The sequence below is a fragment of the Dictyoglomus thermophilum H-6-12 genome (assembly GCF_000020965.1).
In the GTDB taxonomy this organism is placed as follows: Bacteria; Dictyoglomota; Dictyoglomia; order Dictyoglomales; family Dictyoglomaceae; genus Dictyoglomus; species Dictyoglomus thermophilum.
In genome coordinates, this window is sequence record NC_011297.1 from 133,389 (window position 1) to 156,883 (window position 23,495).

Annotated in this window: 21 protein-coding genes and 1 pseudogene; 7 read left to right on the top strand and 15 right to left on the bottom strand. The window is 31.4% G+C overall.

What is annotated here, in order from left to right; genetic code table 11:
• The first annotated feature begins 3 nt into the window (after positions 1-3).
• Positions 4-1,230: a class II D-tagatose-bisphosphate aldolase non-catalytic subunit gene (locus DICTH_RS00585; RefSeq protein ID WP_012548536.1), complete on the top strand. Its 1,227-nt coding sequence runs from the start codon at positions 4-6 to the stop codon at positions 1,228-1,230.
• Between the two features lie 4 nt (positions 1,231-1,234).
• Here DICTH_RS00585 and DICTH_RS10375 read toward each other — a convergent pair whose 3' ends face one another.
• The 3 genes from DICTH_RS10375 to DICTH_RS00595 are packed head-to-tail and all read right to left on the bottom strand — an operon-like array spanning position 1,235 to position 3,052.
• The gene (locus DICTH_RS10375) at positions 1,235-1,498 is read right to left on the bottom strand and encodes a carbohydrate kinase family protein (RefSeq protein WP_201763767.1); all 264 of its coding nucleotides are present in this window, start codon (positions 1,496-1,498) and stop codon (positions 1,235-1,237) included.
• Entirely contained in the window at positions 1,429-2,025 is a 597-nt protein-coding gene (locus DICTH_RS00590) for a sugar kinase (protein ID WP_012547904.1), read from the bottom strand. Before DICTH_RS00590 ends, DICTH_RS10375 begins: the two co-directional genes overlap by 70 nt.
• A gap of 4 nt (positions 2,026-2,029) precedes the next feature.
• Positions 2,030-3,052 carry a zinc-dependent alcohol dehydrogenase gene (locus DICTH_RS00595; RefSeq protein WP_012548760.1) on the bottom strand — a complete coding sequence of 341 codons (1,023 nt, stop codon included), beginning with the start codon at positions 3,050-3,052 and terminating at the stop codon, positions 2,030-2,032.
• A gap of 148 nt (positions 3,053-3,200) precedes the next feature.
• On the opposite strand from DICTH_RS00595, the gene DICTH_RS00600 reads away from it, so the two are divergent.
• A complete protein-coding gene (locus tag DICTH_RS00600; protein WP_012547581.1) occupies positions 3,201-3,899 on the top strand; it encodes an ABC transporter ATP-binding protein in 699 nt (232 codons plus the stop codon).
• Positions 3,899-6,115, top strand: coding sequence for an ABC transporter permease (locus DICTH_RS00605; protein ID WP_012548704.1), 2,217 nt, complete (start codon positions 3,899-3,901; stop codon positions 6,113-6,115). The genes DICTH_RS00600 and DICTH_RS00605 overlap by 1 nt, the downstream gene beginning before the upstream one ends.
• A 34-nt stretch (positions 6,116-6,149) precedes the next feature.
• Here DICTH_RS00605 and DICTH_RS00610 read toward each other — a convergent pair whose 3' ends face one another.
• Positions 6,150-6,698, bottom strand: coding sequence for a DUF2202 domain-containing protein (locus tag DICTH_RS00610; RefSeq protein ID WP_012548292.1), 549 nt, complete (start codon positions 6,696-6,698; stop codon positions 6,150-6,152).
• Positions 6,699-6,945: 247 nt separating this feature from the next.
• On the opposite strand from DICTH_RS00610, the gene DICTH_RS00615 reads away from it, so the two are divergent.
• A complete protein-coding gene (locus DICTH_RS00615) occupies positions 6,946-7,386 on the top strand; it encodes a hypothetical protein (protein WP_012548398.1) in 441 nt (146 codons plus the stop codon).
• Positions 7,387-7,436: 50 nt separating this feature from the next.
• Here the strand turns inward: DICTH_RS00615 and DICTH_RS00620 are convergent, their stop codons facing one another.
• The 4 genes from DICTH_RS00620 to DICTH_RS00635 form a co-directional block, all read right to left on the bottom strand.
• Positions 7,437-8,300, bottom strand: a complete 864-nt coding sequence (locus DICTH_RS00620) for a Clp1/GlmU family protein (RefSeq protein ID WP_012548049.1) — start codon at positions 8,298-8,300, stop codon at positions 7,437-7,439.
• Between the two features lie 3 nt (positions 8,301-8,303).
• Entirely contained in the window at positions 8,304-8,654 is a 351-nt protein-coding gene (gene rsfS / locus DICTH_RS00625) for a ribosome silencing factor (RefSeq protein ID WP_012547208.1), read from the bottom strand.
• Positions 8,654-9,577: an LCP family protein gene (locus DICTH_RS00630; protein ID WP_012548619.1), complete on the bottom strand. Its 924-nt coding sequence runs from the start codon at positions 9,575-9,577 to the stop codon at positions 8,654-8,656. Before DICTH_RS00630 ends, rsfS begins: the two co-directional genes overlap by 1 nt.
• A gap of 129 nt (positions 9,578-9,706) precedes the next feature.
• Positions 9,707-9,985 carry an RNA recognition motif domain-containing protein gene (locus DICTH_RS00635; RefSeq protein WP_012547761.1) on the bottom strand — a complete coding sequence of 93 codons (279 nt, stop codon included), beginning with the start codon at positions 9,983-9,985 and terminating at the stop codon, positions 9,707-9,709.
• Between the two features lie 396 nt (positions 9,986-10,381).
• Here DICTH_RS00635 and DICTH_RS00645 point away from each other — a divergent pair, with 396 nt between their 5' ends.
• A complete protein-coding gene (locus DICTH_RS00645) occupies positions 10,382-11,254 on the top strand; it encodes an SPL family radical SAM protein (protein ID WP_012548072.1) in 873 nt (290 codons plus the stop codon).
• Here DICTH_RS00645 and DICTH_RS00650 read toward each other — a convergent pair.
• Positions 11,229-12,209 (bottom strand): polysaccharide deacetylase family protein, encoded by a 981-nt coding sequence (locus tag DICTH_RS00650; RefSeq protein WP_012547496.1) that lies wholly within the window; start codon positions 12,207-12,209, stop codon positions 11,229-11,231. The two genes, DICTH_RS00645 and DICTH_RS00650, sit on opposite strands and share 26 nt — an antisense overlap.
• A 295-nt stretch (positions 12,210-12,504) precedes the next feature.
• On the opposite strand from DICTH_RS00650, the gene DICTH_RS00655 reads away from it, so the two are divergent.
• On the top strand, positions 12,505-13,497 hold the full coding sequence (locus tag DICTH_RS00655; RefSeq protein WP_041723138.1) for a LacI family DNA-binding transcriptional regulator: 993 nt from the start codon (positions 12,505-12,507) through the stop codon (positions 13,495-13,497).
• Between the two features lie 13 nt (positions 13,498-13,510).
• On the opposite strand, the gene DICTH_RS00660 is transcribed toward DICTH_RS00655, so the two are convergent.
• From DICTH_RS00660 to DICTH_RS00685, 6 genes are all read right to left on the bottom strand, one after another.
• Positions 13,511-14,416, bottom strand: a complete 906-nt coding sequence (locus DICTH_RS00660; RefSeq protein WP_012548233.1) for a DMT family transporter — start codon at positions 14,414-14,416, stop codon at positions 13,511-13,513.
• Entirely contained in the window at positions 14,416-17,508 is a 3,093-nt protein-coding gene (gene ebgA / locus DICTH_RS00665; RefSeq protein ID WP_012548204.1) for a beta-galactosidase subunit alpha, read from the bottom strand. The genes DICTH_RS00660 and ebgA overlap by 1 nt, the downstream gene beginning before the upstream one ends.
• Positions 17,501-19,159: an amylo-alpha-1,6-glucosidase gene (locus tag DICTH_RS00670; RefSeq protein WP_012547459.1), complete on the bottom strand. Its 1,659-nt coding sequence runs from the start codon at positions 19,157-19,159 to the stop codon at positions 17,501-17,503. Before DICTH_RS00670 ends, ebgA begins: the two co-directional genes overlap by 8 nt.
• A complete protein-coding gene (locus tag DICTH_RS00675) occupies positions 19,156-19,977 on the bottom strand; it encodes a carbohydrate ABC transporter permease (protein ID WP_012548457.1) in 822 nt (273 codons plus the stop codon). The genes DICTH_RS00670 and DICTH_RS00675 overlap by 4 nt, the downstream gene beginning before the upstream one ends.
• Before the next feature lie 14 nt (positions 19,978-19,991).
• Positions 19,992-20,876: a carbohydrate ABC transporter permease gene (locus DICTH_RS00680; protein WP_012547629.1), complete on the bottom strand. Its 885-nt coding sequence runs from the start codon at positions 20,874-20,876 to the stop codon at positions 19,992-19,994.
• Positions 20,877-21,084: 208 nt separating this feature from the next.
• The gene (locus DICTH_RS00685) at positions 21,085-22,326 is read right to left on the bottom strand and encodes an ABC transporter substrate-binding protein (RefSeq protein WP_012547405.1); all 1,242 of its coding nucleotides are present in this window, start codon (positions 22,324-22,326) and stop codon (positions 21,085-21,087) included.
• 817 nt (positions 22,327-23,143) lie between these two features.
• Here DICTH_RS00685 and DICTH_RS09770 point away from each other — a divergent pair.
• Positions 23,144-23,487: pseudogene (locus tag DICTH_RS09770) on the top strand (NAD(P)-dependent oxidoreductase).
• Positions 23,488-23,495 lie beyond the last annotated feature (8 nt).

The following is a 23,495-nucleotide window of genomic DNA, read 5'->3' on the forward strand; positions in this document are numbered from 1 at the left end:
CTTATGTGGCTTAGTAAAGATTATTTGAGAAAAAAGGGAGTTTATTCTATATGTAGCTCTAATCCATATGTGATTGAGGCAAGTGTTGAATTTGCTAAGGAGAAGAATGATTATATTTTAATTGAGGCGACACCTCATCAGATAAACCAGTTTGGTGGATATTCAGGTATGACTCCCGAAGATTTTAAAAACTTTGTAATGGGAATAATAAAAGAAAAGGGAATAGAAGAGGATAGGGTGATTCTTGGAGGGGACCATTTAGGCCCTCTCCCTTGGCAAGATGAACCTTCTTCTTCTGCAATGAAAAAGGCAAAAGACCTTATAAGGGCCTTTGTGGAGAGTGGTTATAAGAAGATACACCTTGATTGTAGTATGTCTCTTTCTGATGATCCTGTAGTGCTCTCTCCCGAGAAGATAGCAGAAAGGGAGAGGGAACTTCTTGAGGTTGCAGAAGAGACTGCTAGAAAGTACAATTTTCAGCCTGTGTATGTGGTGGGAACTGATGTACCGGTAGCTGGAGGAGGCGAAGAGGAAGGTATTACCTCAGTGGAGGATTTTAGAGTAGCAATCTCCTCTTTAAAAAAATATTTTGAGGATGTTCCAAGGATATGGGATAGGATAATTGGTTTTGTAATAATGCTTGGTATAGGTTTTAATTATGAAAAAGTGTTTGAGTATGACAGGATTAAGGTGAGAAAAATTTTAGAGGAGGTAAAGAAAGAGAATCTTTTTGTTGAAGGTCACTCTACTGACTATCAGACAAAACGTGCATTGAGAGATATGGTAGAGGATGGAGTAAGAATTCTTAAGGTTGGTCCTGCTTTAACAGCAAGTTTTAGAAGGGGAGTATTTTTATTAAGTAGCATTGAGGATGAGCTTATATCGGAAGATAAAAGGTCTAATATTAAGAAAGTTGTGCTTGAGACTATGTTAAAAGATGATAAATATTGGAGAAAGTATTATAAGGATTCAGAAAGATTAGAATTAGATATTTGGTACAACTTACTTGATAGGATTAGATATTATTGGGAATATAAAGAGATAAAAATAGCTTTAAATAGGCTTTTTGAAAATTTTTCGGAAGGGGTTGATATTAGATACATCTATCAATATTTTTATGATTCGTATTTTAAAGTAAGAGAAGGAAAAATAAGAAATGATCCAAGGGAGCTAATAAAGAATGAAATAAAGAAGGTCTTGGAGGACTATCACTATGCTGTAAACTTATAAAATTTTATTTAATAGTATTTTCCCATTTTTCTAATATGTTTTTATCAACCACACCTTCCATGGGACCTCTCTTGGTTACACTGAGAGCTCCTATTATATTTGCTCTTTTTAATGCTCTTTCAATATCATAACCTTGTAAAATACTAGTTACAAATCCGGCATCAAAGCAATCTCCTGCTCCGGTTGGATCAACCTCTTCTACCTTAATGGGATCAACTTTATATACTTTACCTTTGTAATATGCTTCTGCCCCATGTTTTCCTTTGATAGTCCAAGCTCTACTCTTATATTTGGATCAAAGCTTATTAATTTACCATACTCATAAGATAGAGCTACAGCTTTTTCTATTGCTTCTCTTACATTATCCTTTATGGCAAGAGAGCATCCCATCACATGTAAAGCTTTTATGTTTTTTATTAAATCATCGGTGATATCTTCTGGGTATATATTGCTTGCTGCAGAATGTGGTAAATGAAAGATAAATTTCCTTTCCCCATTAGAAAAATAAGTTACAAAGGCAATTCCAGTGATATATTGGTTGGTTTTCTTTATTAAGCTAGTTTCTACACCATCTCTTTTCAGTCTCTCAAATACATTTTTACCAAAGTCGTCCTCTCCTACGCACCCTAAGATTCCTCCTTTAAGTCCAAGTTTTACTACTTGGTCAATAAAGATTGCAGGAGCACCACTTGGATATGGTCCTAAAAATTCTCCAGGGCTTAGGAAGTCTTGATCAATATTTTTTGCCATTATTTCTAAAAGAATCTCACCTATAGTTAACACATCAAGTTCCATTTTTCTACTCCCCTTTAATGTCAATTATCACTTTAAAATATTCTTCTTTATACTTTAGTATATCTTCAAAAGCCTCAGAGACTTTATCAAAAGGATATAGGTGGGTAATCAAAGCTTCATAATTTAATTGGTTTTTTCTTAATAGGTCAATAGCAATGAGATAATCATCTTTTGTATACATTAAGGATCCCTTTAGGTTCAATTCTCTATCCTGAATATAAATGAGTTTTGCTGTAGAAATCTCCTTTGGTACTCCCATAAGGATAATGTCAGTTCCCTTTCTTGCGTATTCAATGGCCATATTTATGGTTTGATCTACTCCTACACATTCAAATACTAAGTCAGGTCCTTCTTGGGTAAAGAGGTTTGAATTTAATTCTTCTGGTTTTATAGTAATTATTCCAGGGCATAAAGTTTTTGCAAGATGAAGCCTCTTATCAAGTACATCAACAAGAACTATTTTTTTAGCCGATGATAGATATAAAACTATGGTGGTAAGGAGACCGATGGGACCACTTCCTATTACCAGTACTTCATCCCCTGGTTTGAAGGATGATCTTCTTACTCCATGTACTGCAACTGCAAGAGGCTCAGTTAATACGGCTCTTTTTAAAGGAATATCATTTATTTTATAAACTTTGTGGGCTGGAATTTTTATATACTTCTGAAATCCGCCGTTGGTTTTTGTACATCCTATTACATCAAGGTTTTTGCATATGTTATATCTTCCGTGGGTGCAGTTATAACAGGTCCCACAGGTTAAACTCGGCTCTACTACAACAAAATCATTTACTTCTAAATTTTCTACATCCTTTCCCTTTTCAATTACTTTTCCTACAAACTCATGTCCTAAGACAATACCTGGTTTTACAAAAGGATGTTCTCCAAGATAGGCATGGAGGTCAGAGCCACAGATTCCCGCATAGATAACTTCAAGAAGAACCTCATTATCTTTAGGATGCTCTATAGGTGTTTCGATAAGTTCAAGTCTTCTTATATCTCTAAGAAGCCATCCCATATTTTTCATGGTAGATCCCCCTAAAGTTATTTATTAACGTTATTAGTTAAAGGTTATTACAATTAAAAGCTTTTTTCAAGGCATAGAATCATTCTTATATTGATCTTGTGACTGATTAGTCATATAATAGGTTAGATTTTAAGAAAGGGGGAATATTATGTTTATTCAAATCAAAGATCTCTCTAAGAGTTATCAGTTAGGACTAACTAAAATTAATGCTCTTAAAAGAGTTTCTATGGATCTTGAAAAGGGTAAAATCTATGTAATACTTGGGCCTTCAGGCTCTGGAAAGACCACTCTTCTTAATATTCTTGGAGGAATTGATAAACCTGATGAAGGGAAAGTTATAGTTGAGGAAGAAGATATAACTAATTACGGTGATAAAGAGTTAACTAACTATCGTAGAAGGAAACTTGGTTTTATCTTTCAATTTTATAATCTTGTGAATTCTCTAACGGTCTTAGAAAATGTACTTTCTACAAAATATCTCTCAGAGGATGGTTTAGATCCTAAAGAAGTACTTGAGATTGTGGGAATGTGGGAACATAAGGATAAATTTCCCTTTGAGCTTTCTGGAGGTGAACAGCAAAGAGTAGCTATAGCAAGGGCAGTAGTGAAAAATCCGGCTATAATTCTTTGTGATGAGCCTACTGGTGCTCTTGATTTTGAAAATGCGAAAAGAGTACTTAAACTCCTTGAGGATATAAATAAAAGATATGGTACCACAATTATAATTGCTACTCATAATACTGCTATCGCTAAGATGTCTCACAAGATTATAAGGCTAAGAAGTGGTGAGTTAGTTGAATATCAAGATAATCCATCTCCTGTACCTGCTGAGGAGGTGGTTTGGTAATGCTTAAGAAAATTCCCCTCAGAATAATGTGGAGGGATAAGTCTCATTTTTTAGGGATAATTTTTCTTGTGCTTTTTGCTTCTTTTGGCTATGCCCTATTTAGTATTCTTATTACAAATATTGATACCAATTATCAAAATTTTGTTGAAAAGTATAATCAAGAGAATTTCCACTTTACAACCTTCTTTCCTATAGATATAGAGGCTCTTGAGAAAAAATATAATGTGCTTATTGAGGAGAAGTTTACATGGGATTTTCAATATGGTGATAAAGTAATAAGGTTTTTTAATGTAACAGAGAAAGTAAATAAGCCTTTGATTCTTGAGGGAAGCCTTCCTAAGATAGGAGAAATTGCTGTAGATCCTAATTTCGCAGAGACCAATAAACTAAAGATAGGTGATGTAATCAACATAAATGGTATGGATTTTCATATTTCAGGATATGTAGCTCTTCCCGATTACATATATATAACTAAAAATGAAACTGATCTTCTTCCTGATCCCTTGCATTTTGGAATTGGAATAATGAATTTTGAAGATATGAAAAAGTTTTTGAGCAGTGTTGCCTATAGATATTACATGGTAAGAGGAAGTATTTCTGATCTTGATTCTTTTAAGACAGAGTTAAATTCTAAGTATACTCTTCTTTCTTTTGTGGAGAAGGATGAAAACTTTAGAATTATAGTTACAGAGATGAAAATGAAGAGTGCAAGACCTATGTCCTTTGTTATTGCTGGTACTATTTTGATTATTTCCTCAATTCTTCTTTTTATTGTTTTGAGAAGGCTTATAAACTCAATGCATGCTGAGATTGGTACTCTTTATGCCTTGGGATACAGTAGTAAAGAGATTGTAAGTGTATATATTCTTTTCCCCATATATATCTGGCTGATGGGGGCCATTCCAGGAAGTGCTCTTGGTTATGCCCTTTCTGGTCCTTTTACAGATTTCTATGTGTCCTTTATAAGTGTACCTGTAGTAGAAAAGTTTATCCCTGTGAAAGATCTTTTTATTGCTCTTTTTGTACCTGCTCTTTTTATGATTCCTTCTGGATACATAGCTATTAGAGACCTTCTTAAGAAAAGAGTTGTGGAGATAATAAGAGGAGAGTCGGAAAAGAGTTTTAAAACAAGATTTCGTATGAAATTTCTTGATAGATTTTCTTTTAAGAGAAGAATAATGTTAAAACAGGGACTTTTGCATCCTTCAAGAGAGCTTGTTTTGATAGTAGGAGTCGCTTTTGCTACTTTGATTATTCTCTATGGAGTCGTAGCAAAATCTGCCCTATCTTACCTTGTGGAAGATACATTCAAAAATATTTTTAAATATAACTACATGTACATCTTTAATTATTACGAAAAAGAGAATAAATATCCTAATGCAGAACCTTTTAATATGTTATCTTTCTATCTTAAGGGTACTAAATCGAAGGTAGTAATCTATGGAATTTTAAAAGACTCTCAGATGATAATTCTGAAAGATAATAAAGGAAATAAGATAAATTTAGAGGGTCTTGTAATTTCCCAATCTTTAGCAGATAAATTCAACCTCAAGGTTGGAGATGTTTTGACCCTGGTAAACAACATTAATGGTAAAGAATATAGTTTGAAGATTACAGGTATTGCAGATCTTTATGTAGGAAATAGTGGCTATATGAATTTAGAAGAGTTTAATAAGACTTTTGATTTAGAAGAAGGCTCTTTTATAGGGCTTTACTCTCTTGATAAACTTGATGTTCCAAAGGAAAATCTTGTTACTTATATGAGTAAAGAGGATGCAATAAAGGTATTTAGGGATTCTGCACAAAGTATAGACCAAATGCTTCAGGTGATGTATCTTATATCCTTCTTCCTTGCTTTTACCATAATTTATGTTCTTGCCTCTCTTGTGATTACAGAAAATAGAAAACCTCTTGCTATCTTTAAGATTCTTGGATTTAGAGATGGAGAATTGAGTTCTATGTTTCTTGGTTTTAATAATTTCTCTTTTATGATTGGTTTTCTTTTAGGAATTCCTCTTTATAACATGCTTATAGGTTATCTCATAAAGGAAGTACTAAAAGATGTAGATTTCTCTTTTAAAATGCAAGCTCAATTTAAGGATGTAATCTTTTCCTTTGTATATCTTTTTGCAGCTTTTTTACTTTCAAGATATCTTGGGAGAAGAAAAATAAAGTCTATTTCTCCAGCCGTAATATTGAAAGAGCAATCCGAATAAAACATGGGCTCCCCGAAGGGGAGCCCCAATTTAATTAATTTGTATAAGTTGGAGTATAGCTTTCTCCATATCTTTGTAGAACCTTTATAAAAGCTTCCTTATGATTTTGGGATCCTTTTAATAAATTTGTATAAACCCTTATTATGTCGGCTTTATTGGTTCTACTTATTGCCTCCTGTAAATCTTTTATGTCAAGTTCTTCAATTAAAATTCCAACTTTTAAGGCTTCAATTACTGATTTTTTGCCTCTTTCTATTAAATTATTGTAAAGTTCTGTGAATTTAGGATCTGAGAATTTTCCGACACTATCATCTGTTATTGGATCCTTTAGATTGTAGTAATTAATTAAAGTCTTTACAGCATTCATATGAGTTTGTTCTGATTTTGATATGTTATAAAAAGTAGGAATTTTGTAAAGGTTGTATAAAGTTGTATATACATCTCTTGCTAATTTTTCCTCCTCCCTCATATGAAGTATATCTTTAATTTCTTGGGAACTAAGATTTACTGCAGAAATTCCTAAATTACTAAATAGAGTGAAGGACATAAGAAGAATTCCTAACATCAATACAAATCTTTTCATTTCTGGTCACCTCCAAGTTAAATTTTTATTTGCTTTAAATTATAGTCTTTGATACTTAAAGTTTTTTAAGAATTAGCTTAATTTTTACTTAAAAATTTTATTTTTTTAGTTATGGGGAATGTGGTGATATGGATTACCTATAACTCATTCTTCAAATCTTAGGGAGTCTGCCAAGAGAAATAGCAGACCTCTTTTTTGTGGTATAATATTAAAATCTTAAAAATTCTTGTATCGGAGGTGAAGGGGATTGAAGAAGTTCATTTTTGTGCTTTTGGTTGTTTTATTATCTTTTTCCATCACTTATGCTGGTAATTTTGGAGTTGGCGTAGTTATAGGAGAACCTACAGGACTGTCTTTTAGGCTTTGGCAGGGTAAAGCTCAGGCTTTTGATTTTGGCTTAGCTTGGAGTTTGAATGCTAATGTTCTTCATCTTTTTGCTGATATGGTGACTCATAATTATGGAATATTTAAACCTAGCTCAGGTTCAATGCCCTTTTACTATGGGGTAGGAGTAAGAATATTAGCAGCTGATAATACAAATTTTGGAATTAGGATTCCTCTTGGGGTCGTTTACATTCCTAAAGGAATGAATTTAGACTTTTTCTTTGAACTTGTTCCAACATTAGAATTGGTTCCTCAAACCAGTATTGACGTAGATGGAGCTTTTGGTTTTAGATATTACTTCTAAATATAATTTAATAACGCCACAGGCAATGTTATTCTAGAAAGCCTGTGGCGTTACATTTCTCTTATCACTTTTAATTTGATACTTCCTATTTCAATTCTTTTTACTTTGTCTATCTCTTTTAAAGGGGTAAAAATTAGCAGGTTTCTCTTTTCTAAATTTACCTCCTGAATTATTCCAAGTTCTAATAGGTTTTCTTTTTCATCAATTAGCCCTACAAGTCTTCCTGTATAGTCCTCTTTTTGAAAGTCTATATACTTGTCTATAGAATGTACCAAGTATATAGGAAAAAGTAACGTTTTTGCATTTTGAAAGTACATCTCATATCTTTTTTCCCTAAACTCTCTTCTCTCTTCAGGAGGTCTTTCTCTTGCAAGAATGCTTTTGGGTATTTTATACACATTTTTAGAAAGTCTTCCTATGATTTTTAAAAGAGGGTCAAGCTCATTATCAGTCTGTATAGCAACTATATGGTCAGGATTTATTACAAAGGTTTTATAATATTTTAAGATTTTCCCTAATCTACCCTTTACAAGGCCACAGGTGTTTATGATTACTATGTCAGCCATTTTTTTAGCTTCATCAAGAAGTCTTCTTACTCCCGTAATTACTTGTAGAAATCTTCCTGTAGGAGTTATCTCTCCAATAAAATACCAGCTTTTTATAGGTAGGTTTTCAAAAGAGAAAAGTTCATTTTCTAAAAGGCTTAAAGATATGGTTCCTGGTACACCAATATCTGCCTGTCCTAAGTCAGAATTAATGATGGCTACTTTTAAATTGTTTTTTACTCCATAACTTGCAAGAAATTTTACAAAGGTACTTTTTCCAGAATTGGGCAATCCTATAACAATAACGACTCCCTTTTTAAGCAGAATATCGTCTGCCGTTTGTTGCCATAAAGGAGGTATATCTATCATTTTTTAAAATTCAGTTATTTTAGGAACATTCTCGTAGAGAGATTCTATGTCGTAAAATTCTCTTGCTCTTGGTGAGAAGATATGTACTATTAGATCATAGTAATCAAGTAAAGTCCATCCAGTGCCTTCTCTTCCCTCGATACCTCTTGGAGTAAAACCTAATTTTTCCATTTCCTCTTCCACACTTCTTTGGATTGCTTTTCTTTGAGTGTTAGTAAGTCCTGTGCATATAACAAGGTAATCGGTAAGTCCTGATATTTGGGATACATCAATTATTATTACATTTTCTGCTTTCTTCTCCAACACAATACGGGCAACTCTTATGGCTTTTTCTCTACTCTCCAAGAAATTCATCACCCCTCCTTTATATTATTAGGTTTAAAATATTGCTCTAAAATGTCTTTTAATTTACTTTCATCAGGAATAACATAGCTTATGCCATTTATAGTCTCAGTAGTGCCTGGCATTATAAAAGTATGTATATCCTCTTCACTTATATCCATAAACTTTGAAGCTATTACAATACCTTCCATAAGGGATACATTGGTTTCAAAAATAGAGCCAGCCAAAGATATGTATTGGGGCATGTTTAGAAGATTTATTTTTTCTTTCATTTGCTTAAAAAGAGCCATAAGGAATTTTTGCTGTCTTTCTACTCTTGCTAAATCTCCCATTGGATCATGTCTAAATCTCACATAACCAAGAGCTTCCCTACCGTTTAAATGATGTACCCCTGGGGTAAGATCTACAAGAAATTTATCAGTTTTGTCTCTATAATACATTCTCCTTTCTACTTCTATGTCTACACCTCCGATGGCATCAATAAACTTTTCAAATTGTTGAAAATTTACTTTTACATAGTAGTGTATAGGAATGTTTAAAAAACTTTCTAAAGTTTTTAGTGAAAGAGGTACTCCTCCATAGGCATAAGCATGATTTATTTTGGTAAAACCATGGTCTTGTATATATACCCTTGTGTCTCTCGGAATAGAGAGAATATTGACCTTTTTATTTTTAACATCTAAGGAGATAATTATAATAGTATCACTTCTTCCCGGATCCGTCTTTCGCTCGTCTACTCCTAAGAGAGCAACGTTTATTTTTTCGATTTTATTAAAGGCTACATCTAAAAGCTCTACTTTTTCTAAAACAGGATAATTCTTTGTAGGAGTGTAATTGAAGCTATTTTGGATGTAGTAATATCCTCCTACTCCTACAGCTATTAAGACTATAAGGAGTACTAAAATTCCTATTACAACTGCCTTCCATTTTTTCATTTTTTTCTTCTTTTGCCTCCTTTAGTTTCATTTTTACTAATTTTATTATATTACCAAACAAAGAGGCCCCTCAAATTCAAAGGGGCCTCTTTTTATTCTCTAAATTTAATTTATTTTTGATTTCATAAATTAACCACGGTTTCTTCTCTCACGTGGTCTTTCTTCCCTTGGTTTTGCCTCGTTAACGATTATTCTTCTTCCCTTAACCTCTGTGTTATTAAGAGCAGAGATCATTTTCTCAGCTTCGCTTTCATCTACCTCTACAAAGCCAAATCCTTTAGATCTTCCTGTATTTCTGTCAGATATGATTCTTGCAGAATATACAGTACCGTGGCTTGCGAAGATATTTTTTAGTTCCTCTTCTGTTGTTGACCAAGGTAAATTACCTACATACAAAGTCTTGCTCATTTTTTCACCTCATGGAAATTTTTTAGAGTTTCTGGGGAAGCTTTTGGGGAGCATTCCGGAACCCTTGAAAAAAGAACACTCTTAGGATACTCTCGGTACACTTCACCTCTCTTTCTGGGAAAATAAAAATACTTGAGAGCTCTTTTAGGGGATTCCCAAGGAGTCTCAAGTATTTTCTTAACGAACTCAAAATTTCTTTTTAAAAACTCAAACATACTCAAACAACCTTTTAGTGAAAGTTATCATATCACAAAAGATTAGAGTTGTAAATATGGTAATTTAGAAATTTTTGGTCTTGCTGATTCTTATAAGGATTGATATAATCTATCCATAGGGGGAAATTAAAGTGTATTTATTTTTCAAAGACAATATTTTTAAGGATAGGTTAAATTTTTTATGGTTATAAAAGAAATAAATTGTAAGACGGCTATTTCTAAGTGTAAATTCCCTGATGGTGGATGGGCAATAAATCCATATATTGGGTGCTCTCATGGATGTATTTATTGTTATGCAAGGTTTATGAAAAAATTTACAAAACATACTGAGAGATGGGGAGATTTTGTAGATGTAAAAATAAATATGCCTGAAATTCTCAGCAAAGAGATTAAAAAAGAAAGATACAAAAATGGTAACATCTATGTAGGTACAGTTACGGATCCATATCAACCATTAGAGGAAAAGTATGAGATTACTAGAAAGGTTCTTGAGATTTTGTCAGAGTATCCTTATCCTGTAAGCATACTTACAAAATCTGATCTTGTATTAAGGGATATTGATATTCTTAAGAGGTTTAAAAATGTTGATGTAAATTTCACATTAAATACCCTTGATGAAGATTGGAAAAATTTGGTAGAGCCAAACTCTCCTCCTATAGAAAATAGAATTTTAGCTATAAGTAAATTAAAAGAAGAGAATATAAAAGTATATGCAATGATGGGGCCTTTTTGGCCCTTCTTTTCAGACGCAGAGGAATTAATTAAAACCTTTAAGGTTCTTGGAATAGAAGAGATATACACAGAAAGTTTCAATACTATTGGTGGGACTTTTACCGAAGTAGAAGATAGGATGGCTCAGTATTATCCCAATATTCTTCCAAGAATGAAGGAGATTCTTTTTAATAAGGATAACTTTAATAATTTTTATTCTCTCATAAGAGAAAACTTATTTGAACTGTCAAAGCAGTATGGAATAAAAATAAACATATATTTTGGCAGAGGTCACAGTAAATTTAAAGAAACTACATTTACCTCATCTTCTTATGATGTTTAAATGAATTCTTGATGAACTTATTTGTGTGAATTTGGGGATGGCTTAATATTATATATTTAAAAAGCATACTTTGAAACCTAGTTAGACTCATATTATAACTTCCTGCATTCAATCGCTTAATTATTATATATTTATCTTTTCCAGGTTTATTAATTCCCTTGTTAGTAGTATAGAAAACTTCGTATCCTAGTTCTTTAGCGATCTCTAACACAGTAGAATTATAAGCTCCATATGGGAAACAAAGATCTTTTACTTCAATATTTAAGTTCTTTTCAAGAAGATATTTTGAGTACCATAAATCTCCAGAGATTCTTGATTTATATTCTTCATCACTTTCTCTGTAGAAAAGAGGTTTATAGATATGTCCTACAAGGGCTGGGGCTTGACTAAAGAGTCCTGTTCTCACAAGATGATGGGAATCATAAGTATGAGATCCAAAGTATATAAGATTGCTTTTTAGCATTTCTTTCATTTCATTCCAGGTAAGATGAGGAAAAGCACCAACTTTGCCTACCATGGATACAATAATAAAGTTTATTGCAGGTACTCTATATTTTTCCAGAATAGGGTAAGCAAGTTTATAAAAACTTTCATATCCGTCATCGAAAGTTATGAGTACTGCATTGTCAGGGATATCTGTTTTTCCTTCCATAAACTCTCTTAAAGTCTCTGGAGTTATTGGATGAAATCCCGCATTTTTTAAATATCTTATATGCTCTTCAAAAAGTTGGGGAGAAATACTAATAGGGCCTTTTACTTTTTTATCTAGTACATGATAAGTTAAAACTAAGACCTCATTGGAGTAATAGGGAATAAAACCAGGATTAATCTCATTATGAGAATTAATATCAGCTCTCAACTCTACATAAGAATAGCTATAGGAAATGGAAAAGAAAATTAGGATTATAATAAAAATCATTTTATTAATAATATTTAATCTTTTCATATTCCTCATTCTTTAATTACTCCTCTTTTATTATCTTTGTTTTTAAGTTGTACTAAGTTTATACCTTAAAAATTTTTTAAGTCAATTGATATCCAAGAAACTGTTTGAAATTAATTATGGATAGAGATGACGCTACTGAGGAATAAAGAAATCTTCATTAATGAAGTAAGAATAATTTTTAAGGAGAGCTTTAAGTTTTTCTGTTTATATATTCTTCATACTGGTACCTATCTCCCTACCTATGCGGTTATGGAGTATGAATCCAAGTTGTAATATGTGTATTTTTTAGGTTATAATTAAAAACATGAAGAAAACAAAGTCAATTACAATGAAAGATATAGCTCAAAAAGTTGGGGTTTCTATAGCAACAGTTTCTAGGGTTTTGAATTATGATGAGAATTTTGCAGTTTCTGACGAAGTTAAAAGAAAGATTTTTGAGGCTGCAGAAGAAGTAAACTATTATCCTAAAAAATATAGGAGAACTAAAACCTATAAAAAGATATTAATTGTTAAAGCATACTCTGAAAAAGTCGAGCTAGAGGATACTTATTACTTATCTCTTCGTGTAACTATTGAGCGGTTGCTTAGAATGAACGAATTTTTTGCGGAGATTAAAGATGATAATTTAAGTTTAGAAGAGCTTGAAAATTATCATGGGGTAATAATTTTAGGAAATTTAGAAGAAAAAAAACTTTATAGCTTTTTGTCTAAGAATCTAAATATTATTTTAGTAGATTTTTCTTGTGACAATCCATATGTGGATAGTGTTGTAGTAAACTATAAATTGGGAGTTAAGCAGGCTTTAGAATATTTACTAGTTTTAGGACATAAAAAAATTGGAATTATAAGCGGAAGAGAAAATACGGGGAACATGGATATGAGAGAGTTATACTTTCGCAAATTTTTGCAAGAGAAAAATTTATTAAATGAGAATTATATATTTTATGGAGATTTTACCCCTCATGGGGGATATATGGCTGCAAAGGAAATGCTAAATCTTCCTGATAAACCAACTGCAATATTTGTTTCTAATGATTCTATGGCTATTGGATGTTATAAGGCAATTTATGAATTGGGATTGAAAATTCCTGAAGATATAAGTATTGTTGGTTTTAATAATATATCAATTTCGCGTTTTATGACACCTCCTTTAACTACAGTTAATGTTTCAGTTGAAGAAATGGCTGAGACATCTTTATATTTGCTTAAAGATAGACTAAAGAGAAACCGTAAAATTGGCAAGAAAGTTACTATTTCAACAGAGCTTCTAGTGAGGGAAAGTTGTAAAGAAGTTTAATTGAAAAATAACTCTAATTTGTTTTAAGATCGATTAGAGATACGATAATAGCACTAGATAAAATGAGCCCACACCCAAGTATAGTAGGTAAGTTTATATCCTCTTTATATAAAAGGTAAGAAGCTAAATATCCCCAAATAGCTTCAGTACTTAGTATAATTGAAGTAATATAAGGTTTTATGAATTTTTGGGAGTAGGTTTGTAATATGTAGGCTAATAAGGTGCTGAATAAACAAATGTAGACCAAGCTAAATAAAAGTCTTTTGTTTTTTTCTCCTATAATAATAAATACAAGATTTTTAAACCAAACAAAATTATATTTTATTAAGATAAGGAGCAAAGAGATTAAAGAAACAGTTAAAAATTGCCAAAAGGATAAATTTATCAGGTCATCATTTTTTATGAAAATATCAGTAAAAACTATGTGAAATCCAAAAAACAGAGCGCATAATAGGCTAAAAAAATCTCCTTTATTTAGATAAAAAGCATCTCCAGAATATGATAATAAAAAAACTCCTAGTACACATAATAAGGCTGAAACTATGTGAAAGAATTTTGGTTTTTTCCCTCTTATTAACCAATATAAAAATGGTACTATAACCACGTTAGTACTTGTAAGAAAGGCATTCTTTCCAGGAGTAGTATAGAATATACCTATAGTTTGAGTCCAAAAAGCAAGAAAAAGAAAAAAGCCTAATATAAATCCTCTTTTTATTGTTTGTAATCTAGAACTCCTGATAGAGTTATAGTAAATAATAATAAGGAAAAAGGCAGAAGAGAAAAATCTGATAAACAATACTTGTATAGGGGTAATATGTGTTACACTTTCTTTAACAGCTACAAAGCCAAATCCCCATATGGTCGTTGCTAAAATTAAGCTTATATACGAACTTATATACGAAAAAGACAAATTATGCATTATTTGTCCCTCCTAAGTAATTTCTTTGAAATAAGATATTTCAGGTTTTCGGAAATTTCATAATGGTTAAATATTGAAATAAAAAGTTCTATTGAAAAATCTTCGTATTTACAACGATATTTTAATAGTTGGTTTTGTCCGCAGGAGTTAGTTCCTAATGCATTATTCTTGTAGTCTATGTTTAGAGTTATGAAATTGCTTTTCTTTAACTCCCAATTATGCTTTGCTTTCTGAATTTCAGTATCTTCATAAGGATATGCGCTGAAATCAAAAGATTTACTAGTACTAACAAAAATTCCAACCCCATAATCATCTGTAAGACTCACATACTTACAATCGCTTCTATTAGCTGAATCTTGAGGTTTTATATAACTTACCATGAGATTTTCGACATAATCCTCATAACATCCTATAAGTGCTGATTCTTTCATGTCTATGTAATTTGTGTGCGGTCCTCTTCCAAACCATCTTACGTTTCTTAGATCTCTAGAAAGATACCATTTGAAACCAAGTTTAGGGAGCATATTGGGGGCTTTGTCTTTATCTCCTTTAGTTTTCGCGGATATTTTTATAATAATGTCTCCTGTAGGATATATATGATATGAATAATCTATCACATAGAACCAAGTAGAGTTTATTGTTCCATATAAGATTTGAGTCTCTATGTTTAAAAAATCTTTAAAGTCTTTTATCTCAAATTTATCAACTCTCTCTTTTATAAAAGGTAAATGATATTTATTTATATAGTCACTTGTGATATTTTTGTCATTGTCAATAGGTGGTCTCCAGAAATTAAAGAAAGGACCGAAGAGTCTGATTTTTTTGCTGTTTTTTTCTCCTTCTATTAGTTTTGCTTTTACTTTATCAAATGTTATTTTTATGTCTTCCCCTATTATTTCAAGAATATCTCCCTTTTCAATGACAGATATGGGAGTTTTAGTATGGTTATTTATGAGAGAGGTTTCTTCTTTAATTTCTTCTTCTTTAATTCTATATTGAAAGTATGAAACAATATGCCCTCTTTTAGCCCAAGGTGTATCTTCCTTTAGAATAACATAAAAATCAATGAAAGTTTCCTGTTTTATGTTTTCATTATTTCTGATTTTTATGACATCTTCTACTTCTATTTCTTTTTTACACCTTGGAGGAATGTTAGATGGTGTAATTTCTCCACTTTTAATTATGCCATTATTGTTCCAAATCGAATAAACAACTAACAAGTGATCTAAAGAAATAAAATTATATAAGTTCTTAATTACAAAGATGCCTTTTTCAATATTAAGCAATTCAATTTTTATTGGTTCAAAGATTTTTTTTAACTCTAAAAAGCCTGGTTTAATAGTTCTATCAGGAAAAAGTATTCCATCTATACAGAAGTTACTATCATTAGGTTCATCTCCAAAATCCCCTCCATATCCATAACCTTTATTTTGGATAGGTAATCCATGATCACAAAACTCCCATATAAAGGCTCCCTGAAAGTTTTCATGTGCTTCAAATAATTCTTGATAATCCTTTAATCCACCAGGTCCTGTGCCCATTGCATGTCCGTACTCACACAGAATATATGGTTTATTGCAGTTCTTAATAACTTCTAGTAGAGATTTACTTTCATTCTCAGGTTCAAGCCATGTATACATAGTAGAAAATACATCTGTGACTCTGCCTTCTTTGTCACCCTCATAGTGAATCATTCGAGTATTGTCAATTTCTCGTATTTTTTTTGCACATTTTTCAAAATTTATTCCAAAAGAAGATTCATTACCTAAGGACCACATTATTATAGAAGGATGATTCTTATCTCTATGAACTGTTCTTTCAATACGATCAATAAAGGCATTTTCCCATTCAGGGTTGTTAGCAAGGTAGTTATGCTTGTCAACAAGTTCGAAACCATGAGTTTCAATATCACATTCAGAAATCACGTATACACCATATTTATCACATAGATCATAGAAGTAAGGAGAATTTGGATAATGTGATGTTCTAATGGAATTTATATTGTACTGTTTTAGAAGTTTTATATCTTTTTCTGCAATGTCCATGGGGGTAAAATATCCAAAACTAGGATAAAACTCATGTCTATTAATTCCCTTCAATTTGATTGGAACACCATTTAGTAAAAACTTATTTCCTAATATTTCTATTTTTCTAAATCCAATTTTTTGTGGAATTACTTGTATTATTTCTTGGTTTTTCCTAAGAATTAGAAAAAGATTGTATAAATATGGCTCTTCATCAGACCATTTTTTTATATCAAAATAAGGAGAAATAATGTTTAGTTCGTTACCAGATACTTTAAAGTTATCTGAATATATTATATTATTATATTCATCCGCAAGAATATATTCGAAAGTAATTTCTTCTACAAAGTTCCAGAATTTTAGGTTAAGTTTTATATTCCCCTTCTTATAATCTTCGCTTAAATCCGTTTTTACGAAGAAGTCAAATATACCATCTAAAGGTTCGACTCCAATCTCAACATCTCTTATGATTCCTGCGAGTTTCCACATATCTTGGCCTTCCAGATAACTCCCATCTGACCATTTGTATACTCTTACTGTAAGTAAATTTGGGCCTTCTACAACATATTTACTTATATCGAATTCTGAGGTTAATCTTGAACCTTTGCTATATCCAATTTCAAAGCCGTTTAACCATAAGTGGAAAGCTGAAGAGACTCCATGAAATTTGATTATTATTCTTTTATCAAGCCAATTTGCAGGAATAAAAAACCAGGTTCTGTAAATTCCGCAAGGATTTTCCGTAGGAACATAAGGGGGATTTAATGGGAAAATATATAATAGATCAGTATAATTGGGTTTTCCAAAGCCTTGTATCTCCCAACTTCCAGGAACGTAGATTTCTTGCCAATTAGAGTCATCAAAATCTTTCTTTTGAAATCCTTCTGGCGAATATTCTGGAGCTTCTAAGTAAAGAAATTTCCATTTTCCATTCAATAATTTATATCCTAAGGATAATTTTTTTTCGAAGTAAGAGGCAGATTCTAGAGTTGGGTACGAGTAGAAGTAGGATCTTGCAGGTAGTCTATTTATGTTAGTTATTTTGTGATTTTCCCAAGTCTTAATCATTTACTCTTTCCTCCTCTTCATAGAATGTAAGGAATATACTAGCAGTCCAACTGAAATCTGTGTCACAGAGTCCCTCTCCTGTTTTTGGATTGTAATTTTCACTAAAATAGCTATTTTTAATCATAGCCAAATATTTTTTTCTCAATTCTTGTGAAGTCTTTAAATACCCATGCTTTTGCAAGGCTTCATAGAAAATAAAAGTAGTTGGAGCCCAAATTGGACCTCTCCAATATCCAGTTTCATTAAAATATTTGCTGTTTTGAGCCTCGGTAGTTATTCCATACGGAGACAAGTATTTTTTAATTAATGTTTTATGGATTTGATTTATAATTTCTGGTTTAAGATCTTCTAATATTAAGGGTATATATTTTTGTAAACTTTCAGAATTTATTTTATTATGATTTTTATCATATGCTACAAAATCTTCTCCATCCCATAAATTTATAAGAGAGAGGTATAGTCTTGATTCTATATCTCTAAATAAATCCATTTCAAATCTTTTAGATTTTAAGATAGCCATCTTTTGAAGTACTCTAAAGAGGATAATTAAGTATGAATTGAGATCTGGTGATTCTATTGGGGGAGAAGATATAAAAATTGTAGAATTATCCATACCACTTTCATTTCCATGATTGTATTGTATTAGGTAGTCTTTATCGTCATCTCTAAAATTTAACCACCATAGTGCCCAATTTTTTAAAGGTTCATATAAATCTGTTATTTCTTCGTAGCTTAATAATTTATTTCTGTTTAGATATTCAATAATGAAGCCAATAATAGGAGGTTTACAAAAGTTATAACAACAATAAACATCATTTACAAAATCAGGTATCAGCCCGTCTTCTCTTTGCAATTCAGTAAATGTTTTTATTGCATTAATAGATAAATCGAAGAATTTATTGACGAGTGGTAATATTATAAAAAGATTATCCCAACTCCAGGCATTTGTCATCTTATTTTTTGAAGAATAAATAGTCTCATATTTAAGTAGTCCTCTTGGAGATACAATATTAGACCATAGTATATATTGAGCTAATTCGTATTCAAAAGTTTTGTTCCCTTTGAATTTGGAGGAAAAATTGTCATACTTTTTCTTGTTTTTCTCTAAAGCTTCTTCATAGGTAGGTTTTATGTTTAGAGAAACTTTGTCTATTTTGTCGGTTATCTTTATCAGAGAGATTCCATTCAGGGGATATATATATAATTCTGCAGATTCACATCCTAAACCATTCCATTTTGTGTATATTTTTGTTTCTCCTACTAATACCTCGATTAAAAGTATTACGTTGTTTTTATGAGAACAATTAAATTCATAAATATTTTTATCTCTTTCAATCAAGTTATCATAACCTCTTGTTGCAAATTTAAGGGTTACAGGATGATTTATGCTCTTAATAACAAGGGTATTATCATCATAAAAAGTAAAGTTTATGGATGAATCATTTTTGTTTATTCTTAGTTCATAGAAATTAAAAAATATATCAGAGTTTACTGTATCCCATTCAATTTTTATTAGATTACCCCAATCATTGTCTCCTCCTGAGATGTGTCTTATCCATAAGCTTTTTCTTTCATCTAAGCTTATTACAATATAAGACCCTCTTGTGCTAAAAGGTATGTTTTTTAATAAATCTACAGACAGAAAAATCACCCCTTTACACTAACACTTACAATTCCTTCGGTAATATATCTCTGGGCAAAAATATACAATACTAACGGTGGAATAGAAGCTATAGTTGTAATTGCCATAATTTTATTTATTTCAATATGATGTAAGCCTCTAAATTGAGCTACTCCTAGCATTAAAGTGTATTTTTGGGGATTGTTTATAAAAATCAGAGGACCTAAAAAATCATTCCAGCAAGTTAAGAAGTTAAATATGATTAGTACCATAATAGCTGGAATTATTAAAGGAATAAATATTCTTAAGAATATTTGAAAATCATTTGCCCCATCTATTGCTGCGGCTTCTTCTAGTTCTTTAGGTATGGTAAGCAAGAATTGTCTTAAAAGGAATATATAAAATGGACTTCCAAACCATGCTGGAATAATAAAAGGTTTTAGAGTATCAATCCATTTTAGAGCTTTGAAAAGTACATATTGAGGAATCATAGTTACGTCCCAAGGAATCATCATGGTGGCGAGTAGAATAGTAAATAGAAGCTCTCGGCCTTTGAACTTATATCTTGCAAAACCATAAGCTACAAGGGTACAGGAAAAAACCTGACCTAAGGTATTAAAGAGAACAATGATTAGTGAATTTTTTAAGTAGAGAGCAAATGGTTGAGCATTCCAAGCATCCACAAAATTTTTAAAATTAATTTTTGACGGAAAAAATACTGGAGGGTATGTAAATATTTCATTTGGGGGTTTTATAGCACTTATTATCATCCAATAAATAGGACCGATAAAATATATTGATAACACAATCATTACTAAATAGTAACCTATCTTTATTATCTTATTCATTTAAAATACACCTCCTATTTTTCCCCTTCGTAATATACCCATCTGTTTGAACTCTTAAATAATATCAAAGTTAAGATTAGTATTATTAAAAACATTATCCAAGCATTAGCAGAAGCATAGCCTAGTTTTGAATATCTAAAAGCATTGTGGTATACATACATAGCATAAACATATGAACTTCTAGCAGGGCCACCTCCAGTTAATAGTAATGCAAGTGTTAAAACCTGGAAGGCACTTATAAGGGTAGTTATCAGATTAAATAATATGGTTGGAGAAAGCATTGGTATTGTAATTTTGATAAACCTAGGCCACCACGTAGCTCCATCAATATATGCTGCTTCGTATAATTCCTTGGGAATTCCTTTTAATCCTGCGAGAAAGATCAACATGGTATTACCCATAGTCCATAAACTTGCAATTACAAGAGAGAAAACGCTCCATCTAGTATCTCCAAGCCAATTGATGCCTTCTATTTTTAATAAAAGAGATAGAATATAATTTAGGATTCCATATTCTTTATCATATATCCAAGACCAAACTATTGCTATTGCAACTCCAGAGACAACGGTAGGAAGAAAGAATAATGCTTTAAATAAAGTGGTAAATTTATAATTAGTGTTAATTAATATTGCACAGAGCAAAGCGAATATAGTATTTAATGGTACATACCAGAGTACATATTTAAAGGTTACTTTCAAGGAATGATAGAAAAGGGGGTCTTTGAACATATCTGAGTAGTTTTTTAAACCAATGAAGACTGGTTTCCCCACAATGGGCCATTTATAGAAGCTCATCACTAAAGAAAAAAAGAGAGGGCCTATGGTAAATATTAAAAAACCTAAAATCCAGGGCATGAGAAATAGAAAAGGAATATATTCTTTTTTGTTTTTAATCCTCATAAATATTCACCTCTTTTATTCTTATGAATAAGGTTGGAATTACTTATAAATTGCGAGATTTCATCTTTTTTAACTTTTTTAAATTTTTGATTTATTTTTCGATTTTATTAAGGGGGGAACAATAGTTTACTATTGTTCCCCCCTTTTAAAATATTGTTAAATATCTTAGTAATACTCCTGGCCTATATTAAACTTTAACTTATAAAATTTAATCTTTTAACCAATCTTTAGTACGGTTGACGAGATTGTCAAGATATTCTTTTATCTTTTCCTCGTTAGCCTGTTCACTGAATATTTGTTCTATAGTAATTGCTAATTCATCATATATTCTTCTCATGTTTTTATTCAAATAGAATGATGGAATCTTATCTGCAGAAACCTCAATCATTTTGTAAAAAGGCTTATAATAAGGATTAGAGTTTAATTTTAGCTCAGCAACAACGGTTTTCCTAGTAGGTAAATCTCCTTTTCTCATCTTTATAGCTTCTTTATTGTAACTATAATATTTAACGAATTCCCAAGCTTCTTTTAGATTCTTTGTGTCTTTTGCTATTGAGATAGCAGAAACATTTAATATACTTTTAACTGGTTTCCCTTTAAAGGCAGGAAGTATATGAACTCCAAAATTAAGTTTGGCTTCAATGAATTCAGGAAGTCTCCATATACCACTTTCAAGCATTCCAAGTTTCCCAGCCTTAAAGAGATCTCCTCCTGATTGTATTTGTTGAGTTCCTGTAAGAACTGCGATTTTTTCTTTCAACATCTTTGTAAAAAGACTCAAGACTTCTACCATTTCTCTGCTATTTAAATATCCGTTTATTTCTTTACCGTCCGGACTACAGTATGATCCTCCATTGCTCCAAAGAAATTGTTCAAAGTCATAAGGATCTGGACTTACTGGGAATGCAAAGCCATATATTTTTTGGGATGGGTTTGTTAATTTTCTTGCTTTTTCTATAAATTCGTCCCAAGTCCAATTAGTAGATGGTGTTGTTATTTTTTGGGTCTTGAATAAGTCTTTGTTGTAGTATATTACGTGGCTTGTAAATCCAACAGGAAGTCCATATAATTTACCTTCATATTTACAATAGTTAAATAATGCTGGGTAATAATCATTTAAATTTATACTTTTATCTTGTTTTAATAGGTCATCTAGAGGAATTAGAGATTCGTAGTAGGTAGGGAAATCCCACATATACATTACATCTGGTGGATTTTTGGCTCCGAAGGAGGCAGCTAATTTTTGATCAAAAGAATCTCCATAGCTTTCTACTTGTACTTTTATGTTGGGGTATTCCCTTTCGAATCTTTTGGCTATTTCTTGCTCTATTTTATAAAGCTCTCCAGTATCCCAAGTTGCAAATCTAATTGTGACAACTTTTTGTGAAAAGGAGATAGAAATACCTAAAAGTAGTAGGAACACTAAGAAAAAAGTGTTAAGTCTTCTCATTATACACCCTCCTTTTTATAATTGTTAATGTTATTTTAAAAAAATTTTACTTAAATGTCAATAATTTTAATAAAAATTTTTGATTTAGGTTTTCCTGTTTTGCCTTGTTGACTAATAAAATCTTCTTTTTTAAAGATTTTTGCTTTCAAGAAGCTAAATAAAGTTTAAAAGTCGGTTTAGTTTTTTATTTAATTTATCCTTATTTTAGGAAACTAAGCACTGATTTTAATAAATAAGGAGATTTTTATTAAGGAAAAAGCATAGCTTTGAGGAGTTGGAAAACTTTAGCCTTATATTCTTTTAGTCTTACCTGTGTTCATACTTATACAGTTTAGGAATTTTTTGGTTTCTGAGACTGTTTAAAAAAATCAAAATTATAGTCAAGAGAGAAACTACAATAAGGATAAGAGGTTGCATACAACCTTGCTATATTCTATTTTGTTGTTATCTCATAATTTTCTTATCTTATAAAGATCTTCCCTCATAGAATATCTCTTCGCCTCTTTCCTTTGTTTACTTAAGTAGGGATTTTAATAGATTTACCCCACTGGTATAAGCTTTTCCCTCCTCTCTCAAACTATACTGACATGGAAATTTTTATTGGTATAATGACAATATACCAACATTATACTGGTGGGATACGATGAGTAGGGTAAATTTAACTAAGGAAGAAATTTATCAAAAGCTTAAATAGAAAGATTTTGAGAGAAGAACTCTCTCTAGGAGAATGGATTTTTGAGAGAAATTAGGTGCAGAGTATAGTCCATTGGAGTAATTTTTGCAAGAGTCAGACTTTATTTCCTTTCATGTACCTTTAATAGACGAGACCTATCACCTTCTTAGTGGAGAGGAATTAAAGTTAATGAAAAAAGAAGCATATCTTATAAATACCGCTCGAGGTCCCATTGTGGATAAAAAGGCTCTTTGCAAGGTATTAAAAGAGAATGGATAAGAAGTGCAGCTTTAGATGTATTTGAAAGAGAGCCAGAAATGGAACCAGAACTTCTTAAATTAGATAATGTAGTTCTTGCTCCTCATATAGCTTCTGCTTCTTTTGAGACTCATACAAAAATGTCTATTGTGGCAGCCGAAAATTTAGTAAAGGCGTCAAAAGGAGAAGTTCTACCTAGTCTTGTGAATCCTGAAGTTCTTCAAAAATAATAAAGGTA